Genomic DNA, 17,564 nt, shown 5'->3' with positions numbered 1-17,564 from the left:
ACTCAGTCATGGGTGCGACCCACCAACTACAAGGCGACATAAAAATGAAAACGCAATTGAAACTGGTAGCGGCCGGCCTTGCCAGCGCCGTACTCGCCATGAGCCAGGTTGCAGCGGCCACCCCGTCCGAACCCGCTCTGCCGACCATCACCCAAGAACTGCTCGCCCCGCCGCTGCTGCCGCCGCCCATCACCCGCAAGACGCCGGCCAAGGTGGTGGTCAACCTGACCGTCGAGGAAGTCGAGCGCGAAATCGCCCCCGGCACCCGCTACACCTTCTGGACCTTCGGCGGCACCGTGCCCGGCAAGATGATCCGCGTGCGCGAAGGCGACACCGTCGAACTCCACCTGCTCAACCTGCCCGACAACAAGCTGCCCCACAATATCGACCTGCACGCGGTGACCGGCCCGGGCGGCGGCGCCGCGCAAACCCTGATCGCCCCCGGCAACGAAGCCAGCTTCACCTTCAAGGCGCTGGCGTCCGGCCTGTACGTGTACCACTGCGCCACCGCGCCGGTCGGCATGCACGTGGCCAACGGCATGTACGGCATGATCCTGGTCGAACCCAAGGAAGGCATGGCCCCGGTCGACCGCGAATACTACGTGATGCAGGGCGACTTCTACACCAGCGGCGCCTACCGCGCGCCGGGCCTGCAGGGCTTCGACATGCAGAAGGCCATCGACGAGAAACCGACCTACGTGGTCTTCAACGGCGCCGACGGCGCCCTGACCGGCGCCAACGCGCTGACCGCCAAGGCCAACGAGAAGGTGCGCATGTACTTCGGCGTCGGCGGCCCCAACATCACCTCCAGCTTCCACGTGATCGGCGCCATCTTCGACCGCGTCTACACCGAGGGCGGCACCCACTACCAGGAAAACGTGCAAACCACCATGGTGCCCGCCGGCGGCTCGACCATCGTCGAATTCACGCCGCGCGTGCCGGGCAACCTGACGCTGGTCGACCACTCGCTGACGCGCGCCTTCAACAAGGGCGCCATCGGCCTGCTGGCGGTCAGCGGCCCGGATCGGCCTGAAATCTACGGCAAGGGCACCAAGAAGCCGCTGCCCGGCGCCGCCGCCCCCGTGGCCGCCAAGCCCGCCGCCAAACCCGCTCCGGTGGTGGCCGACCGCGCCCAGCAACTGCGCGGCAAGGCCGTCTACGACAGTAACTGCTCGGCCTGCCACCAGCCCGACGGCAAGGGCGTGGCCGGCGTGTTCCCGCCGCTGGCCAATTCCGACTTCTTCCAGCAACGTCCGTATGAAATGGCGCACATCGTGCTCAACGGGCGCAATGGCGAGATCGTCGTCAATGGCGAGCACTACAACGGCGTGATGCCGCCGCAAGACCTCAGCGACGACGACATCGCCGCCGTGATCAACTACGTCGGTGTCGAGCTGAACAAGGGTACGCCTGCGGTCACGCCGGCCCAGGTGCGCGACATGCGCAAATCGCGCCAGCCATGAACGGGCGCGCCGCGATCCGCAGCGCCGTGCTGACGCTGGCCGTGCTGGCCGGCGACGGCATGGCCGGCGAGGCCGGCTACCGCGCCATCGCCGGCGGCACGCTGCGCAGCGTGCTGCCGGCCGACGGCGTGGCGGCGCCCGCGACCGTGGCGCCCTATCTGCTGCGCACCCGGCTGGTGACGAACGGGGAATTTGCCGCCTTCGTGCAACGCACGCCGGAATGGCAGCGCGGGCAAGTGCCCGAGCTGCTGGCCGCGCCCAGCTACCTGTCCGGCTGGCGCGGCGCCACCGATTACGCACCGCTGGCCGCCGACGCGCCGGTGGTGCACGTGGGCTGGTTCGCCGCGCAGGCCTATTGCGCCTCCGAGGGCGGGCGCCTGCCGCGCTGGTACGAATGGGAGTTCGCGGCGGCCGCCGACGACCACCGCGCCGACGCCCGCGACGACCCGGCCTGGCTGGCCCACATCCTGGGCTGGTACGCCGACGCCGGCAAGCAGCCGCCGCACAGCGTGGCCACCGGCACCGCCAATTACTACGGCATCCACGACCTGCACGGGCTGGTGTGGGAATGGGTCGAGGATTTCAGCGGCCTGTTCGTCAATGCCGACAGCCGCGCCAGCGGCGACCAGAAACTGCTCGACTACTGCGGCGGCGCCGCCCTGTCGCTGGCCGACCGCCGCAACTACGCCGTACTGATGCGCCTGGCCCTGCTGTCCGCGATGGACGCGCGGCAGGACGGCGCCAACCTGGGGTTCCGCTGCGTGCGCGAACCCGCCCCTCACGAACAAGGAACTCGACCATGAACCACCTCGCCACCCTGCGCCGCGCCGTCCTGGCCGCCGCGCTGCTGCTCCCCCTGTACGCCTGGCCGGCCGCCGCGCTGCCCGGCAATTCCGTCTACCGCCTCGACGCCACGCTGACCGACGCCGCCGGCCAGCACTTCGCGCTGCGCGACATGGCCGGCACGCCGGTGCTCATCACCATGTTCTACGGCGACTGCCACGCGGCCTGCCCGGTCATCATCGAAACACTCAAGCGCACCGTGGCCGCGCTGGGGCAGGACGGCAAGCGCGTGCGCGTGCTGATGATCAGCCTGGACCCCAAACACGACACGCCGGCCGCGTTGAGCAGCCTGCTGACGATGCACCAGCTCGACCCGGCCCAGTTCCGCCTGGTGGCCGCCGGCAGCGACAGTCAGACCCGCGCGCTGGCGGCCACGCTCAACATCAAGTACCGCGTGCTGGAAAATGGCGAGATCAACCACACCACCCGCATCGCGCTGCTCGACGCCAGCGGCGCCGTGCAGGTCGACACCACCCGGCTCGACGCCGATCCCGATCCGGCGTTCGTCAAGCAAGTGGCCGCGCTGATCAAGTAAAGTTGCTGACAGACGCGGGCTGAGCGGCAGGTATAATCCCGGCCACAGACCAACCCACGTCAAAGGAACCTACGTGAATCGTTCGCTAGTCAGCGCCGCCTGTTGCGCCTTGCTCGCCTTGTCCACCCCGTCGCTGCGCGCCCAACAGGCGTCCGGCATCGATCTGAAATCCCTGGACACGGCTATCCGTCCCCAGGATGATTTCTACGGCTACGTCAACGGCGTCTGGACCCGCAACACCGACATCCCGGCCGACAAGTCGACCTGGGGCACCTACATTGAACTGCGCGAAACCGCGCAAGGCCAGCTGCGCAAGCTGATCGAGGCCACGCTCAAGCACCCCGGCAAGGCGGGCAGCGACGCGCACAAGATCGCCGACCTGTACACCAGCTTCATGAACGACAAGGCGCGCGACGCCGCCGGCTTCAAGCCTCTGCACGCCGACCTGGCCCGCGTGGCCGCCCTCAAGGACAAGAAAGAGCTGCCGGCGCTGCTCGCCTACCTGCAGCGCAGCGGCATCCCGACGCCGTTCTCGGCCCACGTCGCGCCGGACGCGCAGGATCCCGAGCACTACGCCATCAACGTCAGCCAGTCCGGCCTGGGACTGCCCGACCGCGACTACTACCTCAAGGACGACGACGCCAAACTCAAGGCCGTGCGCGCCAAATACCTGACGCATATCGAAACCATGCTGGCCATGAGCGGCGACCAGCAAGCCGCCGCCCACGCCACGCAGATCCTCGACATCGAGACCCGCCTGGCCGCCGCGCAATGGACCCGCGTGCAGATGCGCGACCCGGTCAAATCGTACAACCGCGTCGACTTCGACAAGTTCGCCGCGCTGGCGCCGGCCTTCGACTGGCCAGCCTACTTCAGCGCGGCCGGCCTGGCGCCGAAGGCATCGTCGGCCGTGGTGCGCCAGCCCAGCTTCCTGAGCGGCTTCGCCGACGCCGTGGACAACGTGCCGCTGGAATCGTGGAAAAGCTACTTCAACTGGCGCATCATCGAAAGCTACGCAGCGTATCTGGACAGCGCCACCGTCAAGGAGCGCTTCGCGTTCGAAGGCACGGTGCTGCGCGGCGTGCCGCAAAGCGAACCGCAATGGCAACTGGCGCTGCGCTTTACCGACGGCGCGCTGGGCGACGCGGTGGGCAAGCTGTACGTGCAGATGTACCTGCCGCCCGAGACCAAGCCACGCGTCATGGCCATGTTCAACAACTTCGTCGCCTCGTTCAAGGACGGCATCGACAAGCTGGACTGGATGGGTCCGGAAACCAAGAAGGAAGCGCAGCTCAAGCTGGCGGCCTTGAAGCCGAACATCGCCTACCCGGAAAAATGGCGCGACTACAGCGCCATGAAGACCCAGAAGAACGACCTGATCGCCAACGTGCGCTCGGCGCGCGCATGGAGCCGGGCGCGCAATCTGGACAAGCTGGGCAAGACGGTGGACCGTGAGGAATGGTCGATGACGCCGCAGACCGTGAACGCCAGCTACAACCCGTCGCTGAACGCCATCACCATCCCGGCCGCGATCCTGCAGCCGCCGTTCTTCAACGTGAAGGCCGAGGACGCGGTCAACTACGGCCTGTTGGGCATCACCTTCGGCCACGAGATCAGCCACGCGTTCGACGACTCCGGCAGCCAGTACGACGCCAAAGGCCGCCTGCGCAACTGGTGGACGGTGGAAGACCGCGCCGCGTTCAAGGCCCGCGCAGCCGGGCTGGTCAAGCAATACGGCGCCTACAGCCCGGTACCGGGCTACTTCATCAACGGCGAGCTGACCCTGGGCGAGAACATCGGCGACAACTCCGGTCTGTCGATCACCTACAAGGCGTACCAGCGCTCGCTGGGCGGCAAGCCATCGCCGGTGCTGGACGGCCTGACGGGCGAACAGCGTCTGTACATCGGCTTCGCGATGAAATGGCGCGCCAAGCTGCGTCCCGAAGCGGCGATCGCGCAGATCAAGAGCGACCCGCACTCCCCCGGCGAATTCCGCGCCAAGGGAACGGTGATGAACCAGCCCGGCTTCTACGAAGCGTTCGACATCAAGCCCGGCGACCCGATGTACCTGCCGCCCGAACAGCGCGTCATCATGTGGTAAACAAATTGGGGTCAAGTCTGACATTCGGACACGGCCTCTACTGTAAAGCAGTGTTACAGCAGAGATCGTGTCCGAATGTCAGACTTGACCCCATTGTGCTTTTTAGAAGCCTTTTAAGCGGTCTCTGGCGCTGGAGCGCTTGCCGGTAGCGGGCAGCAGTGTGCCCGCCTTGCCCAGACCGAAGGGCGGCATATTCGCGTACAAGTTCTCGAATGAGCCCGGCGAAATTTTATAGGTCTCATGCCAGATGCCGACATCGCCGGACGTGCCAACGGACTGGTTAAATTCCTTCCAGGCCGGGAAGTGCTCGGCGTCCTTGTTGGTCGCATAGGCGAGCAACTGTTCGGACGAGCGCCAGTATTGAACCATGATGGTCGTTCGGCCTAACCACGATTCGTAGGACAGCAGTCCCGAATCCGGCGTACTCATGAGTTCACGCAGCATCCTTGGCATGGCCAGCACGACCGGCAGCCACTTGTGAATCTTCCAGGGCTTGTTGATCCGCATGCCGATCAGGAAGACCACATAGTCCCCGTCCATTTGCGCCGTCAGCCGTTCGGAACGAATCATCTAAACCCTTTCAGTTGTACGCGGTCAGGGCGGCTTTTGTTCCCGCTACTTTACATCAGCCCCAAAAAGATCATCAAATAGCCGGCTCGATTCCGCCATGCCTTGCTCAGTCAACAGGACCGACTTCGCCATACCAACTGGGTTCGAGATCAAGCCCTTTGCGTGGAGGCGATTCATCACGTCCCAATCAAACGTCTTCCAGGCACGGTTTCCGTCGTGAAGTCCCAGCTGTAACAGGGCCAGCACTGCGTCGTCAATTTTATTCGGATCGAGTGTCATAGTGATCTCCACAAGTTAGCCTGCATTACCGGCATTGTCCAACTTTCTGCTCTCCACATTTTATGTCATTCTTAATTTGGTTAGCCTTTGGCGGACGTACCGTTTGCAAGCACTTCGCTGGCCCGCCCCAGTCCGCTGTTCGGCCCAGCCACCATCCGCCAAGGCGGTTCGCTGGTACAGCCGAGTCCTAACTGTCCGAAGGCCCGGATCGCGCGTTCGCTGGAGGCGAGGACGCCTGCATGGATAGGTACGGTGCTGCCAGGCGCCGCCAACGCTTCTAGCAATGCTTCCGGCCTCTCGACGTGCGGTGCCGCGCACCACGGCCCTATCCACAGCTTATCGCCTCGGCGACGAGCCAGCACGTAACCCTGAATCACGCCATCTTCCTCCAGCACGTGGCAAACGTCCCCATGAAGATGCCAGCGCCGGGTAAGAAAGAAACTCCGATCCGCTCCCCACCAGCGACGATCAAGCTCGCACACCATGGCCAGATCATCGGCGCGCATCAGGCGTACCTGCGGATGATGTTCGCCGCGTACCTCGCCAGCATAGCGCAGCGATGGTTGATCCTTGCAAAAGCCATGACGTTCATAGAGCGGCGCCCCCGCCTTGGTCGCGTCCAGATACACGTTGCGAACGCCCATGCCTCGCAGGTAGGTCAGCAGGGAGTCGACTATCTGGTTGCCTATGCCGCGCCCCCGAAATTCGTGGGCAATAACAATTTGTCCCAGGAAACCGACGTCATGATAGGCCGTAGCAACGCCCATGCCGACCCGCTGTCCATCCCGCTCCGCAATCACGCAACCGGCGGGGTCGTGTGAATAGAACCCCTCGAACTCTTCCAGCGTTTCGCTGTGCCATTTTTCAATCTGAGTCAGCGAAGCGGCGAACTTCAGGTCGCTGGCCTTCATTCGACGCAAAGTCAATGCGCTCATGTTTCTCCTTCAATCAGCTTTTCATCGCTTACATCAAGTGACGCGGCCACGACAGTATCGCGTATCAGTACACGATACAAGTTTATCGATCCACGCTCAGAGGCAATCCATATCAAGGAATTTCAAAATCCCGCTGACTTTGATTGACGGCACCATATCTAGTGCCTAACCTATCGAAACCAACTAGATATGGGATAAGGGAGTAAGCATGCAAGCATTGTTTCATACGCAGATCACCAAACGCGACGGCAGTGAGCAAGTCTTCGCGCTGGAGAAGATCGAAGCCGCGCTGCTCAAGGCCGGCCGCGCCAGCGGCGAGTTCGACGCCCCCGAAGCGAGCTATCTGGCCGACTGCACGCTGTTGCATCTGTCCTCGACGCGCGTCCAGGACCGCCTGTCGGTCGAGCTGATACAAGACACCGTCGAACGCGTCCTCTACGACGCCGGCTACCGCAAAACCCTGCGCAGCTACGTGGTCTACCGCGAGCAGCACGCCAAGCTGCGCCAGGACCGCCACTCGCTGGTCGACGTGGCCGCCTCCATCAATGAATACCTGGACCGCCAGGACTGGCGCGTCAACGCCAACGCCAACCAGGGCTATTCCCTGGGCGGCCTGATCCTCAACGTCTCGGGCAAGGTGATCGCCAACTACTGGCTCAACCACGTCTATCCGCCCGAGGTCGGCCAGGCCCACCGCGAGGCCGACCTGCACATCCACGACCTCGACATGCTGGCCGGCTATTGCGCCGGCTGGTCGCTGCGCACCCTGCTCAACGAGGGCCTGAACGGCGTGCCCGGCAAGGTCGAATCGAGCCCGCCGCGCCACATGTCCAGCGCCATCGGCCAGATCGTCAACTTCCTCGGCACGCTGCAGAACGAGTGGGCCGGCGCGCAGGCGTTCAGCTCCTTCGACACCTACATGGCCCCGTTCATCCGCAAGGACAGCCTGAGCTACGCCGACGTCAAGCAGTACATGCAGGAGCTGATCTACAACCTCAACGTGCCGTCGCGCTGGGGCACCCAGACGCCCTTCACCAACCTGACCTTCGACTGGGTCTGCCCGGAAGACCTGCGCGAGCAGATCCCCCACATCGCCGGCGTGGAAATGCCGTTCGCCTACGGCGACCTGCAGGCCGAGATGGACATGATCAACCAGGCCTACATCGAGATCATGATGGCCGGCGACGCCAAGGGCCGCGCCTTCACCTTCCCCATCCCGACCTACAACATCACCGAGGACTTCGTGTGGGACAGCCCGAACGCCGAGCGTCTGTTCGAGATGACGGCCCGCTACGGCCTGCCCTACTTCCAGAACTTCATCAATTCCGAGCTCAAACCGAACATGATCCGCTCGATGTGCTGCCGCCTGCAGCTGGACCTGCGCGAGCTGCTCAAGCGCGGCAACGGTCTGTTCGGCTCGGCCGAGCAGACCGGCTCGCTGGGCGTGGTGACCATCAACTGCGCCCGCCTGGGCTATCTGCACCGGGGCGACGAGCCCGGCCTGCTGGCCGCGCTGGACCGCCTGCTGGAGCTGGGCCGCGACAGCCTGGAGATCAAGCGCAAGGTGATCCAGCGCCACATGGACAACGGCCTGTTCCCGTACACCAAGCGCTACCTGGGCACGCTGCGCAACCACTTCTCCACGCTGGGCGTGAACGGCATCAACGAGATGGTGCGCAACTTCGATGCTAGCGGCGAGCACGACATCACCAGCGAGTGGGGCCGCGCGCTGGCGCTGCGCCTGCTGGACCACGTGCGCGCGCGCATGGTCGAGTTCCAGGCCGAGACCGGCCACATGTACAACCTGGAGGCCACCCCGGCCGAGGGCACGACCTACCGCTTCGCCAAGGAGGACCGCAAGCGCTATCCGGCCATCCGCCAGGCGGGCACGGCGGAGATGCCCTACTACACCAACTCGTCGCAGCTGCCGGTCGGCTACACGGACGATCCGTTCGAGGCGCTGGAGCAGCAGGACGCGCTGCAGCGCAAGTACACCGGCGGCACCGTGCTGCACCTGTACATGACCGAGGCGCTGTCGAGCGCGGATGCCTGCCGCTCGCTGGTGCGGCGTGCACTGAGCCGCTTCGGCCTGCCGTACATCACCGTCACGCCGACGTTCTCGATCTGCCCCAAGCATGGCTACCTGAACGGCAGCCACCCGTTCTGCCCCAAGTGCGACGCCGAGCTGCTGGCGCGCAAACAAGCCGCCACCGCCTGATCTTTTCAACCCAACCAAGGAAACGACATGAACAATCTGCCACAAGCCACCATCGCCGAACTCGACAACGCCGAACGCCAGCCGTGCGAAATCTGGACCCGCGTGATGGGCTACCACCGTCCGCTGGCCTCGTTCAACATCGGCAAGCAGGGGGAATTCCACGAGCGTAAATTCTTCAGCGAAGCCGTCGCCAGCGCAGGCCGCTGACATGGGCCGCGCCACGCTCAAGGTGGGCGGCTACACGCCGTTCAGCGCCACCGAATATCCCGGCCTGCTGTCGGCCGTGATCTTCGTGCAGGGTTGCCCGTGGCGCTGCGGCTATTGCCACAATCCGCACCTGCAGCCGCGCACCGGCGACAGTCCGCTGCCGTGGGAGGGCATCCTGTCCACGCTGCAGCGGCGCGTGGGCTTGCTCGACGCGGTGGTGTTCTGCGGCGGCGAGGCCACCATGGACCCGGCGTTGGGCGAGGCCATCGCCGACGTGCGCGCGCTGGGCTTCCGCATCGGCCTGGAGACGGCCGGCATCTATCCCGACCGGCTGGCCAGCGTGCTGCCGTTGGTCGATTGGGTGGGGCTGGACGTCAAGGCGCCGTTCTCGCTGTATCCCGTGGTGACGGGCGTGTCCGGCAGCGGCGATCCGGTGCGGACCAGCATCGCGGCCGTGCAGGCCAGCGGGGTCGAATATGAGTGCCGCACCACCGTGCATCCGGCGCAGCTGCCGCCCACGCAGCTGGTGGCGCTGGCGCGGGCCTTGTCGGCGCTCGGTGTCGGACATTATGTGCTGCAGGAGTTCCGCGCTACCGGCTGCCAGGACCAGGCGTTGTTGACCAGCGCGGTCGCCGGCTATCCGGGGGAGGAGCTGCTGGAACGTATCAAGCCGCTGTTCCCCCGCTTCAGCGTGCGCCGCAGCCACTAGGCCGCTACGCCACCCTGGCCTGGCATTCGGTTCAAAGCCGCCGGGGCCAGCGCCGGGCCACATGTTGCACCCGCAGGATTTCCACTACGTCCTCACGTACTCTGTACGGAATAATATAGTTGGGGTGAATGACCAACTCGCGCGTACCAGCCACTCGACCGGGCCGCCCCATGTTGGGGAACTCAGTCAGGCTGTTTGTTTTCGTCTGTATTTCCAGCACAAACGATTTTGCCCGCTCGGCGTTATCCTGCTCAATGTACTCCACGATGGCAACGAGGTTGGCCAGCGCAGTTTTGGTCCACTTAACCGCCATATTTTCCGAAAAAGGAATTTACTTCGCTAGCACTCGCGAACTCTCCGCGATCCGCCTCCGCAATACCCTCCTCTATGTCCTGGATTTGCCAGGACTCGGCCTTGAGGTAATGACGGAGCGCGTCCACGGTGATCGCGCTCTTGCCTCGGCCGGTTGCCTGAATCAGCTTATCAAGCTGACCGGCCAGGTCTGCCGGGAGGCGGACAGTCATTGCCTTGTCACTGCTTGGTTTCTTGATTTTCATCGGAATAACGTGAACATGTAAGACGTAATCGGTGTACGTATTATAGTCACAAAGTCAATGCAGCAACCGACGCGATCCGGACTAGGCCCGCGTACGCCGGCCTGGCAGGCTGTCGAACAGCCGGGTCAGGGCTTGCTTGCCCAGTTCCGTCATCGGCAACGCGATCGCGTCCATCGTGTTCTTGACCAGCAATCCCAGCTCCGTATCGCCCTGCATCGACAAACGGCGCGAGAAGAACAGCGTGTCCGGGTCCTGCTCGCGGCGGGCCAACGCGATGAAATCGCGGGTGCAGGCGCCGATGTCCAGGTCCGGCACGCCTTCCGCGCGCAGCGGCGCGAAGCCCTGGTCGCGCCAGGTGAAATCGAACGACACGCCGGCGTCGCTGACGCTCACGCGCATGTGCTTGCCGCGCAGGCTGGCGCGCACGTCGTCCGGCAGGTGCGGACGCAACACCAGGTTCAGCGCCGCCACGCACAGCATCGCGCCCGGATAGGCCGGCAGCAGCCGGCCGAACGCCGCCAGCGGCGCCGGCAGGGGCTGCGCGCCGCCTTGCCGCGGATTGGTTACGGTATTGATCATGCTGCGTTCTCCATGCGATATTCAAGTCCGGGTTTGCCGTACCAGTAGCCGTTGCAGGCCGCGGCCGGCAGCAGCGCCTCCATGGCCTGCGCGCTCGGCGCGGCTTGCGAGGCGCCGCCGCGCGCGGCGTCGAAGGCCGCGATAATCTGCGGCATGTGCTGCGATTGCGGACTCAGGCGCGCGACGTCGACGCCCATCGCGCTCATCTCGTCCATTTCGCCGATCAGGTTGTACACCAGCGCGGACTGGCTCTGGATGCCGTTCAGCACCAGGAACTCCTGCTTCTCGCGGGTGCGCATCATCAGGCCGTCGGGATGGTCGATGCAGCTGAAGCGGCAATCGTCCTTGGGCAGATTGCGGTTGCGCGCCGTGAAGCAGCGCGCCGAGAACGCCAGCGGCATGCGGCCGAACGCGAACACCTCGGTCTCCATGCCGGCCGGACGCCCGTTCTGCATGTGGCCCAGGCCGGTGCGCCCCATCTCCAGCGGCATCACCCAGCGCCGCGCGCCCAACTCGTGCATCAGCGACAAGGTTGGCGGGTTGTAAATGTTGAGGTGCGGCCCGGCGATAAAGCCGCCCTGCCCAGACAGCAGCTGCACCGCGCCCATGTCGTTGGCCTCGACCTGGTAGTGGCCGTTGGCGGCCAGCCGGCGCTGCGCCGTGAAGTCGGCGCTGGACTCGATCAGCGCCAGCGAGGACAGCACCACCTCCTTGCCACGCTCTGCCAGCATGGCGGCCACGGCCAGCCAGTCGGCGGCGCGCAGCTCGTGGCGGCGCGAGCACACCGTCTCGCCGAGGTAGACGATATCGACCGGCGTGTCGGCGATCTGTTCGTAAAATTCCATCACTTGGGCGCGCGGCCAGTAGTAGAGCAACGGCCCCAGGGCTAGTTTCATCATGGTGACTCCCGTTTCATTTCCACGAGCGGTGGTAGGCGCCCAGCGTGTGCTGCTGCCCTTCCGCCAAGGTGTTCAGTTCCGACATCCAGCCCGGCTTGACCGAGTAGCGCGCGGCGTTGGCCAGGCACTGGTCGAGCGCTTCGCGCCACACGCGCGTGACCTGCGCCACGTAGGCCGGGCTGCGCTGGCGCCCTTCGATCTTGACCGCGCGCACACCCATCTCCAGCAGCTGCGGCAGCAGTTCCAGCGTGTTCAGACTGGTCGGCTCCTCGACCGCGTAATAGGTCTCGTCGTCGACCTCGAAGCGGCCCTTGCACAGTGTGGGATAGCTGGCGTTCTCGGTCGGCGTGTAGCGGTCGATCATCACGCCGTTCAGGCGCGACTCCAGGCCGTTGGCGTTCTGCTGCCAGCGCACCGCCTTGGCCGGCGAGCACACGCCGTGGGTGTTGGGCGATTCGCCCGTCACGTAGGACGACAGCGCGCAGCGCCCCTCGACCATCACGCACAGGCTGCCGAAACCGAACACCTCGATCTCGACCTCCGTGTTCTTGACGACATGCTCCACCTGGGACAGCGATAGCACGCGAGGCAGCACCGCGCGGGCGATGCCGAAATTCTTGTGGTAGAAGTTGATGGCCTCGGCGTTGGTGGCCGAGCCCTGCACCGACAGGTGCAGGCGCAGCGACGGATGGTGGTCGCAGGCGTAGCGCATCAGGCCGGGGTCGGCCAGGATCACGGCGTCGACGCCGGCCGCGGCGGCGCGGTCGATGGCGGTGCGCCACAAGTCGGTGGCGTCGGGCTGCGGATACGTGTTCAGCGCCAGCAGCACCTTGCAGCCGCGCTCGTGCGCGTAGGCGATGCCGGTGGCGATGGCGGCGTCGTCGAAATTGAGGCCGGCGAAGTTGCGCGCGTTGGTGGCGTCGCGGAATCCCAGGTAGACGCAGTCGGCGCCCAGGTCGACCGCCGACTTGAGCGCCGGCAGGCTGCCGGCTGGGCACACCAGCTCGATGGGCCGCGTGGGGGTGGAAACGGAAGAGTCGGTTCGATTCATGTGATGTAACGGCACGGGTAATTGATCATGGCCAAACGGCGAACGAACTGTATCCCGCCGTCAACCCGGAAATCCTTGATGTGAATCAAAGAAATTCAGCTTGCTCGAATGGGACAATGCTTCACAGCACATAACCAAGGACTCGAGATGCACAAGATCGCCACCTATCTGGATCGTGAACACCGCCGCTGCGACGAGCAGTACGCCGTGGCCGAAGCGGCCATCGCCCGCAAGGACTGGAACATGGCAGCGGACGATTTCGCCGCCTTCCTGCAGATGTTCGACCGCCATCTGGACAAGGAAGAGCGCGTCCTGTTCCCGCGCCTGGACCGCGCCATGGGCAACGCCTACGGCCCGACCGCCGTCATGCGCGCCGAGCACGGCCACCTGCGCGAGACGCTGCAGGACATGCGCGCCGCCATCGCCCGCCGCGACGGCGAGGACTTTTTCGACAACGCCGACACGCTGCGCGTGCTGATGCACCAGCACAACCTGAAAGAGGAAGGCATCCTGTACCCGCACGCCGACCGCGCGTTGGCGGACCAGGCCGACGCCATCATCGCCAGCATGGATAGCCTGGCGCTGGCCGAAGCCGGGAGTCCGGCATGAGCGCCGCGCTGGAGCAGCAAGGCAGCTCGCGCCTGCTGGACGTGGGCGGCATGGAGCCGCCGGAGCCGATGGTGCGCATCCTCGACGCGCTCGACACGCTGGGACCGGACGAACGCCTGCGCGTGCTGATCGACCGCAATCCGATCCCGCTGTACCGCGTGCTGCAGCGCTACGGCTACGACTACCGCACCACGCAGCTGGAAGACCTGCGCTTCGAAGTGCTGATCTGGCTCGTGCCGGACGCGCCCTCCGCATGAAACCCGCCGACGCCCCGCGCCACGCGCTGTCGTTCGACGACAATCCACCGTTGTCGCTGCCGCTGCGCTACTTCCTCAGCGCCCCGCTGTTCGCGGCGCTGGCGGCGGCGCTGCTGGCGTGGCAGGGACAGGACGCGCTGTTGAGCCGCTGGTCGCCGCACACCTTGGCGCTGACGCACCTGATGGTGCTCGGCTGCCTGAGCATGACGATGATCGGTGCGCTGATGCAGATGCTGCCGGTGGTGGCCGGGATCACCGTGCCGCGCGCCGGCGCGGTCGGCGCCACGGTGCACGCGGGCCTGTGCCTGGGCACCCTGCTGCTGGCCGCGGCCTTCTGGCTGGAGCAAACCTGGTTGTTTCGCGGCGCGATGGCGCTGCTGTTGTCCGCGCTGCTGCTGTTCCTGGGCGCCTGCACGGTCGGCATGTGGCGCCAGCACGCGCCCGGCTCGGGCGCGGTGATGGCCGGCATCCGCCTCGCGCTGGCCGCGTTGACCGTGACCATGGTGCTGGGCGGCCTGCTGGCGGGCGCCTTCGCCTGGCCCGGCGCCACCGGCTGGCCGCTGGCGCGCCTGACCGACCTGCACGCCATGTGGGGCTTGCAGGGGTGGGTCGGCCTGCTGGTGATCGCCATCGCCTTCCAGGTGGTGCCGATGTTCATGGTGACGCCGCCGTATCCCGCGCTGCTCACCGGCGGCTACACCACCGTCATGTTCCTGCTGCTGACGGCGGCCTCGCTGTCGAGCGGCCTGCAAGGGCCGGCCCGCGTCTTCCACGATGCCTGCGCCACGCTGCTGGGCATGGGCTACGGCGTCTTCGGCGCCTGCACGCTGTACCTGCTGGCACGCCGCACGCGCCCGAGCGCCGATCCCACCACGCTGTACTGGCGCGCCGCGATGGTCTGCCTGTTGGCCGCGCTGGCGGTGTGGCTGTGGCCCGCCGGCCAGGCCTCCAACGTGCGCCCGCTGCTGCTGGGCGTATTGCTGGTGGCCGGCGTCGCGCAATCGGCCATCCACGGCATGCTGTACAAGATCGTGCCCTTCCTGACCTGGTATCACCTGCGCGAGGAAGCGCCCGGCCCCGGACACAAACTCCCCGGCATCAACAAGATCATTCCCGAGTCCCGCGCCAAATGGCAGTTCTGGACCCAGGTGGCGGCCCTGCTGTTGCTGGTGGCCGCCTGCTTCCGCCCCGACCTGCTGGCCCGGCCGGCCGCCGCCCTGATGTGCGCGGCCTGCCTCTGGCTCTGGTACAACCTGGCCACGGCGGCGCGCCTGTACTGGCGGCTGCGTCCCGCGTCCGGCACACCCCTATCCGTTACGGCACCAACATGAGCACCGAAAGCTATCTCGAAGACTGCCTGCAGCAAGCCAGGCCGCGCCTGAACACCATGCTGGTATTGATGTTCAGCGAAGCCCAGTTATTCGGGCAAAAGAGCCAATGGCTGGCCAGCGCCATCACCCTGATGCAGCCGCTGGGCTTCCAGGAAAGGGCGATCCGCACTGCGCTGTTCCGGCTGACCGAACACCAGGCCATCCGCGTGGAACGCCATGGCCGCCGCAGCCTGTGCATGCTGGCCCCGGCCACGGCGGCCGCCGTGCGCGCCGCGCGCCACCGGCTCGACATCCCGCCGGCGCGCAGCTTCGCCGAGGACTGGACCATCCTGGTCAACAGCGGCGGCATCAGCGCGGCGCGCTACACCGCCGCGCGCAAACGCCTGCTGGCACTGGACTACTGCCCGCTGGCGCACAATCTGCTGGCAAGGCCGGCGTCATACTGCGCTGGCATCGACGGCTCGGCCACGTCGGAAGACCACGGTCTGGCCTCGTTCGACGTCAGCGGCGCGCAACTGGCGGCGGCGATGCGCCAGCCGCTGTTCGGCCGCAGCGAATGGGATCTGGACGCGGCCGACGAGCTGTACCGCGAATTCCAGCAGCGCTTCCAACCCTTGCGCAAACTGCTCGACCAGCACGGCGCCATCAGCGACGCGCAGGCCTTCGCGATACGCCTGCTGGTGAGCCACGGCTACCAGCACTGCCGCCGCGCCGACCCACTGCTGCCGCAGGAACTGCTGCCGGCAACGTGGCCGGCGATGGCGGCCTACCAGACCTACGTGGCGCTGTACTGCCGCTGCGCCGGCCAGGCGCGCCGTCATGTCCAGACGGTGACCGCCGCCGCAGCAGCGGCGACCAGCCCGGCCCCCGGCGTCGCGCGGATACGCCGCCCGCTACTCACATCCGGCCATCTGCTTACGGCGTAAAGCCCAAACATTCAGGAGAAAACCATGGAATCCATCATCGAGACCTTCTACAACGGTCCCACCTTGAGCGTCACCATCAGCCGCGAAGGCAGCCGCATACACCGCCTGATCGACGACATCTGCCAGCCGCTGCGCGCCAACAAGACCGTGGTGCGGCGCGACCCGATGGTCGAAGCGTTGTTCGGCGCGGCCATTCCACGCCGGCCCGCCGTGGCGGCGGCAAGCGGCAGGAAGCGCTGACGCGGTCAGAACGCGCCGACGTAGTTTTCCGCCAGTGCGGTCGACATCGCGCGTGAGCTGACCACGCATTCCAGTTCCGCGCGCTGCACCTCGCGCTGGAACGGCGTGGCGTCGGCGAAGGTGTGCAGCAGGCTGGTCATCCACCACGAGAAGTACTCGGCACGCCAGATGCGCTTCAACGCGGCTTGCGTGTAGCCTTGCAGGCGGTCGTCGCGTCCTTGACGGTAGAACTGCTCCAGCCCTTGCGCCAGCAGGTTCACGTCAGATACCGCCAGGTTCATGCCCTTGGCGCCCGTTGGCGGCACGATGTGCGCCGCATCGCCAGCAAGGAACAGGCGTCCCGCCTGCATCGGCGTCGAGACGAAGCTGCGCATGCCGATGATCCCTTTCTGGAAGATGCGGCCCTCGTTGACGCGCCAGCCGTCGTCGTTCTCCAGCCGCGCATGCAGCTCGGCCCAGATGCGGTCGTCCGACCAGTTGTCGACATGGTCGGCGGGATCGCACTGGAAGTACAGCCGCTGCACCGTCGGCGTGCGCGTGCTGACCAGCGCGAAGCCGCGGTCGTGCCGCGCGTAGATCAGTTCATCGGACGACGGCGCCGATTCCACCAGGATGCCGAACCACCCGAAACCGTAGTTGCGGGTGAAGTCTTCGCGCCCCTGCGCCGGCATGGCCGGCCGCGTCACGCCGTGGTAGCCGTCGCAGCCGATGACGAAATCGGCTTCGATGCGGGCCGCCTCGCCGCCATGCACAAAACTGACCGACGGCGTGGTGGTGTCGACGCCATGCAGCTCCACGCCGCCGACTTCGAACAGCAGCTGTCCCTGCGCGGCCAGCCGTGCCGCCACCAGATCCTTGATCACCTCATGCTGCGGATAGACGGTGATAGCCTTGCCGGTCAGTTCCGTCAGGTCGATGCGGTGGCGTCGGCCGCCGAAGGCCAGCTCTATTCCATGGTGCAGCGCGCCCTCGGCCTTCATGCGGGCGCCCACGCCGGCGTTGGTGAGGATGTCCATCGTGCCCTGTTCCAGCACGCCGGCGCGGATGGTGGCCTCGATGTCGGCGCGGCTTCGCGACTCCAGCACGACCGATTCGATGCCGCTCAGATGCAGCAGATGGGATAGCAGCAGGCCCGCTGGGCCGGCGCCGATAATGGCTACCTGGGTACGCATGATGTCTCCGTTATGGTGTTAGTGTGCCGCCATCGTAGCGCCAGGCCGCCGCAAAAAAAATGGATGAAACGGCATAAAACTTG

General features: G+C 65.8%; 19 protein-coding genes and 1 pseudogene. 11 read left to right on the top strand and 9 right to left on the bottom strand.

Annotation, left to right across the window (positions count from 1 at the left end; genetic code table 11):
* Window positions 1-44: 44 nt before the first annotated feature.
* From nirK to AC07WS_RS10965, 4 genes are all read left to right on the top strand, one after another.
* Window positions 45-1,463 (top strand): copper-containing nitrite reductase, encoded by a 1,419-nt coding sequence (gene nirK, locus AC07WS_RS10980; protein ID WP_494729093.1) that lies wholly within the window; start codon window positions 45-47, stop codon window positions 1,461-1,463.
* Window positions 1,460-2,266, top strand: a complete 807-nt coding sequence (locus AC07WS_RS10975) for a formylglycine-generating enzyme family protein (protein WP_494729092.1) — start codon at window positions 1,460-1,462, stop codon at window positions 2,264-2,266. Before nirK ends, AC07WS_RS10975 begins: the two co-directional genes overlap by 4 nt.
* Entirely contained in the window at window positions 2,263-2,841 is a 579-nt protein-coding gene (locus AC07WS_RS10970) for an SCO family protein (protein ID WP_494729091.1), read from the top strand. Before AC07WS_RS10975 ends, AC07WS_RS10970 begins: the two co-directional genes overlap by 4 nt.
* Window positions 2,842-2,914: 73 nt before the next feature.
* Window positions 2,915-4,942 (top strand): M13 family metallopeptidase, encoded by a 2,028-nt coding sequence (locus tag AC07WS_RS10965; RefSeq protein ID WP_494729090.1) that lies wholly within the window; start codon window positions 2,915-2,917, stop codon window positions 4,940-4,942.
* Window positions 4,943-5,044: 102 nt separating this feature from the next.
* Here AC07WS_RS10965 and AC07WS_RS10960 read toward each other — a convergent pair whose 3' ends face one another.
* From AC07WS_RS10960 to AC07WS_RS10950, 3 genes are all read right to left on the bottom strand, one after another.
* Window positions 5,045-5,512 (bottom strand): DUF4188 domain-containing protein, encoded by a 468-nt coding sequence (locus AC07WS_RS10960; RefSeq protein WP_494729089.1) that lies wholly within the window; start codon window positions 5,510-5,512, stop codon window positions 5,045-5,047.
* A gap of 45 nt (window positions 5,513-5,557) precedes the next feature.
* On the bottom strand, window positions 5,558-5,791 hold the full coding sequence (locus AC07WS_RS10955) for a DUF6429 family protein (protein ID WP_494729088.1): 234 nt from the start codon (window positions 5,789-5,791) through the stop codon (window positions 5,558-5,560).
* A gap of 80 nt (window positions 5,792-5,871) precedes the next feature.
* The gene (locus tag AC07WS_RS10950; protein WP_494729087.1) at window positions 5,872-6,726 is read right to left on the bottom strand and encodes a GNAT family N-acetyltransferase; all 855 of its coding nucleotides are present in this window, start codon (window positions 6,724-6,726) and stop codon (window positions 5,872-5,874) included.
* 208 nt (window positions 6,727-6,934) lie between these two features.
* Here AC07WS_RS10950 and AC07WS_RS10945 point away from each other — a divergent pair.
* Window positions 6,935-9,151, top strand: a pseudogene (locus AC07WS_RS10945) (ribonucleoside triphosphate reductase).
* 1 nt (window position 9,152) lies between these two features.
* Window positions 9,153-9,860 (top strand): anaerobic ribonucleoside-triphosphate reductase activating protein, encoded by a 708-nt coding sequence (locus AC07WS_RS10940; protein ID WP_494729086.1) that lies wholly within the window; start codon window positions 9,153-9,155, stop codon window positions 9,858-9,860.
* 31 nt (window positions 9,861-9,891) lie between these two features.
* Here the strand turns inward: AC07WS_RS10940 and AC07WS_RS10935 are convergent, their stop codons facing one another.
* The 5 genes from AC07WS_RS10935 to ubiU all read right to left on the bottom strand — a co-directional run bounded on the left by AC07WS_RS10935 (window position 9,892) and on the right by ubiU (window position 12,946).
* Window positions 9,892-10,173: a type II toxin-antitoxin system RelE/ParE family toxin gene (locus tag AC07WS_RS10935; RefSeq protein WP_494729085.1), complete on the bottom strand. Its 282-nt coding sequence runs from the start codon at window positions 10,171-10,173 to the stop codon at window positions 9,892-9,894.
* On the bottom strand, window positions 10,163-10,417 hold the full coding sequence (locus AC07WS_RS10930) for a CopG family ribbon-helix-helix protein (protein WP_494729084.1): 255 nt from the start codon (window positions 10,415-10,417) through the stop codon (window positions 10,163-10,165). The genes AC07WS_RS10935 and AC07WS_RS10930 overlap by 11 nt, the downstream gene beginning before the upstream one ends.
* A gap of 81 nt (window positions 10,418-10,498) precedes the next feature.
* Window positions 10,499-10,996 (bottom strand): ubiquinone anaerobic biosynthesis accessory factor UbiT, encoded by a 498-nt coding sequence (gene ubiT, locus AC07WS_RS10925; protein ID WP_494729083.1) that lies wholly within the window; start codon window positions 10,994-10,996, stop codon window positions 10,499-10,501.
* The gene (ubiV, locus tag AC07WS_RS10920; protein WP_494729512.1) at window positions 10,993-11,892 is read right to left on the bottom strand and encodes a ubiquinone anaerobic biosynthesis protein UbiV; all 900 of its coding nucleotides are present in this window, start codon (window positions 11,890-11,892) and stop codon (window positions 10,993-10,995) included. The genes ubiT and ubiV overlap by 4 nt, the downstream gene beginning before the upstream one ends.
* Window positions 11,893-11,908: 16 nt before the next feature.
* Window positions 11,909-12,946 carry a ubiquinone anaerobic biosynthesis protein UbiU gene (gene ubiU, locus AC07WS_RS10915; protein WP_494729082.1) on the bottom strand — a complete coding sequence of 346 codons (1,038 nt, stop codon included), beginning with the start codon at window positions 12,944-12,946 and terminating at the stop codon, window positions 11,909-11,911.
* Between the two features lie 147 nt (window positions 12,947-13,093).
* Here ubiU and AC07WS_RS10910 point away from each other — a divergent pair, with 147 nt between their 5' ends.
* From AC07WS_RS10910 to AC07WS_RS10890, 5 genes are read left to right on the top strand one after another with little or no spacing between them, the layout of a single operon-like run.
* On the top strand, window positions 13,094-13,555 hold the full coding sequence (locus AC07WS_RS10910) for a hemerythrin domain-containing protein (RefSeq protein WP_494729081.1): 462 nt from the start codon (window positions 13,094-13,096) through the stop codon (window positions 13,553-13,555).
* Window positions 13,552-13,812 (top strand): DUF2249 domain-containing protein, encoded by a 261-nt coding sequence (locus AC07WS_RS10905; RefSeq protein WP_494729080.1) that lies wholly within the window; start codon window positions 13,552-13,554, stop codon window positions 13,810-13,812. Before AC07WS_RS10910 ends, AC07WS_RS10905 begins: the two co-directional genes overlap by 4 nt.
* Window positions 13,809-15,143, top strand: a complete 1,335-nt coding sequence (locus AC07WS_RS10900; RefSeq protein ID WP_494729079.1) for a permease — start codon at window positions 13,809-13,811, stop codon at window positions 15,141-15,143. The genes AC07WS_RS10905 and AC07WS_RS10900 overlap by 4 nt, the downstream gene beginning before the upstream one ends.
* Window positions 15,140-16,069, top strand: coding sequence for a PaaX family transcriptional regulator C-terminal domain-containing protein (locus AC07WS_RS10895; protein ID WP_494729078.1), 930 nt, complete (start codon window positions 15,140-15,142; stop codon window positions 16,067-16,069). Before AC07WS_RS10900 ends, AC07WS_RS10895 begins: the two co-directional genes overlap by 4 nt.
* Window positions 16,070-16,093: 24 nt before the next feature.
* Window positions 16,094-16,309, top strand: a complete 216-nt coding sequence (locus tag AC07WS_RS10890) for a hypothetical protein (RefSeq protein WP_494729077.1) — start codon at window positions 16,094-16,096, stop codon at window positions 16,307-16,309.
* A 5-nt stretch (window positions 16,310-16,314) separates the two neighbouring features.
* On the opposite strand, the gene AC07WS_RS10885 is transcribed toward AC07WS_RS10890, so the two are convergent.
* Complete coding sequence (locus AC07WS_RS10885) at window positions 16,315-17,481, bottom strand: 4-hydroxybenzoate 3-monooxygenase (RefSeq protein WP_494729076.1); 1,167 nt, start codon at window positions 17,479-17,481, stop codon at window positions 16,315-16,317.
* Window positions 17,482-17,564: the final 83 nt, after the last annotated feature.

Source organism: Duganella sp. GW821-FHT01E12, from assembly GCF_059422325.1.
This window is presented reverse-complemented; position numbering and strand designations above follow the sequence as displayed.

What these genes read in the sequence shown, in the direction of transcription:
- AC07WS_RS10930 (WP_494729084.1), bottom strand. Translation starts at nt 10,417, where the DNA reads ATGAAAATCAAGAAACCAAGCAGTGACAAGGCAATGACTGTCCGCCTC.
- ubiU (WP_494729082.1), bottom strand. Translation starts at nt 12,946, where the DNA reads ATGAATCGAACCGACTCTTCCGTTTCCACCCCCACGCGGCCCATCGAG.
- AC07WS_RS10950 (WP_494729087.1), bottom strand. Translation starts at nt 6,726, where the DNA reads ATGAGCGCATTGACTTTGCGTCGAATGAAGGCCAGCGACCTGAAGTTC.
- AC07WS_RS10970 (WP_494729091.1), top strand. Translation starts at nt 2,263, where the DNA reads ATGAACCACCTCGCCACCCTGCGCCGCGCCGTCCTGGCCGCCGCGCTG.
- AC07WS_RS10900 (WP_494729079.1), top strand. Translation starts at nt 13,809, where the DNA reads ATGAAACCCGCCGACGCCCCGCGCCACGCGCTGTCGTTCGACGACAAT.
- AC07WS_RS10895 (WP_494729078.1), top strand. Translation starts at nt 15,140, where the DNA reads ATGAGCACCGAAAGCTATCTCGAAGACTGCCTGCAGCAAGCCAGGCCG.
- AC07WS_RS10910 (WP_494729081.1), top strand. Translation starts at nt 13,094, where the DNA reads ATGCACAAGATCGCCACCTATCTGGATCGTGAACACCGCCGCTGCGAC.
- ubiT (WP_494729083.1), bottom strand. Translation starts at nt 10,996, where the DNA reads ATGATCAATACCGTAACCAATCCGCGGCAAGGCGGCGCGCAGCCCCTG.
- AC07WS_RS10955 (WP_494729088.1), bottom strand. Translation starts at nt 5,791, where the DNA reads ATGACACTCGATCCGAATAAAATTGACGACGCAGTGCTGGCCCTGTTA.
- AC07WS_RS10975 (WP_494729092.1), top strand. Translation starts at nt 1,460, where the DNA reads ATGAACGGGCGCGCCGCGATCCGCAGCGCCGTGCTGACGCTGGCCGTG.
- AC07WS_RS10885 (WP_494729076.1), bottom strand. Translation starts at nt 17,481, where the DNA reads ATGCGTACCCAGGTAGCCATTATCGGCGCCGGCCCAGCGGGCCTGCTG.
- AC07WS_RS10935 (WP_494729085.1), bottom strand. Translation starts at nt 10,173, where the DNA reads ATGGCGGTTAAGTGGACCAAAACTGCGCTGGCCAACCTCGTTGCCATC.
- nirK (WP_494729093.1), top strand. Translation starts at nt 45, where the DNA reads ATGAAAACGCAATTGAAACTGGTAGCGGCCGGCCTTGCCAGCGCCGTA.
- AC07WS_RS10960 (WP_494729089.1), bottom strand. Translation starts at nt 5,512, where the DNA reads ATGATTCGTTCCGAACGGCTGACGGCGCAAATGGACGGGGACTATGTG.
- AC07WS_RS10940 (WP_494729086.1), top strand. Translation starts at nt 9,153, where the DNA reads ATGGGCCGCGCCACGCTCAAGGTGGGCGGCTACACGCCGTTCAGCGCC.
- ubiV (WP_494729512.1), bottom strand. Translation starts at nt 11,892, where the DNA reads ATGAAACTAGCCCTGGGGCCGTTGCTCTACTACTGGCCGCGCGCCCAA.
- AC07WS_RS10890 (WP_494729077.1), top strand. Translation starts at nt 16,094, where the DNA reads ATGGAATCCATCATCGAGACCTTCTACAACGGTCCCACCTTGAGCGTC.
- AC07WS_RS10905 (WP_494729080.1), top strand. Translation starts at nt 13,552, where the DNA reads ATGAGCGCCGCGCTGGAGCAGCAAGGCAGCTCGCGCCTGCTGGACGTG.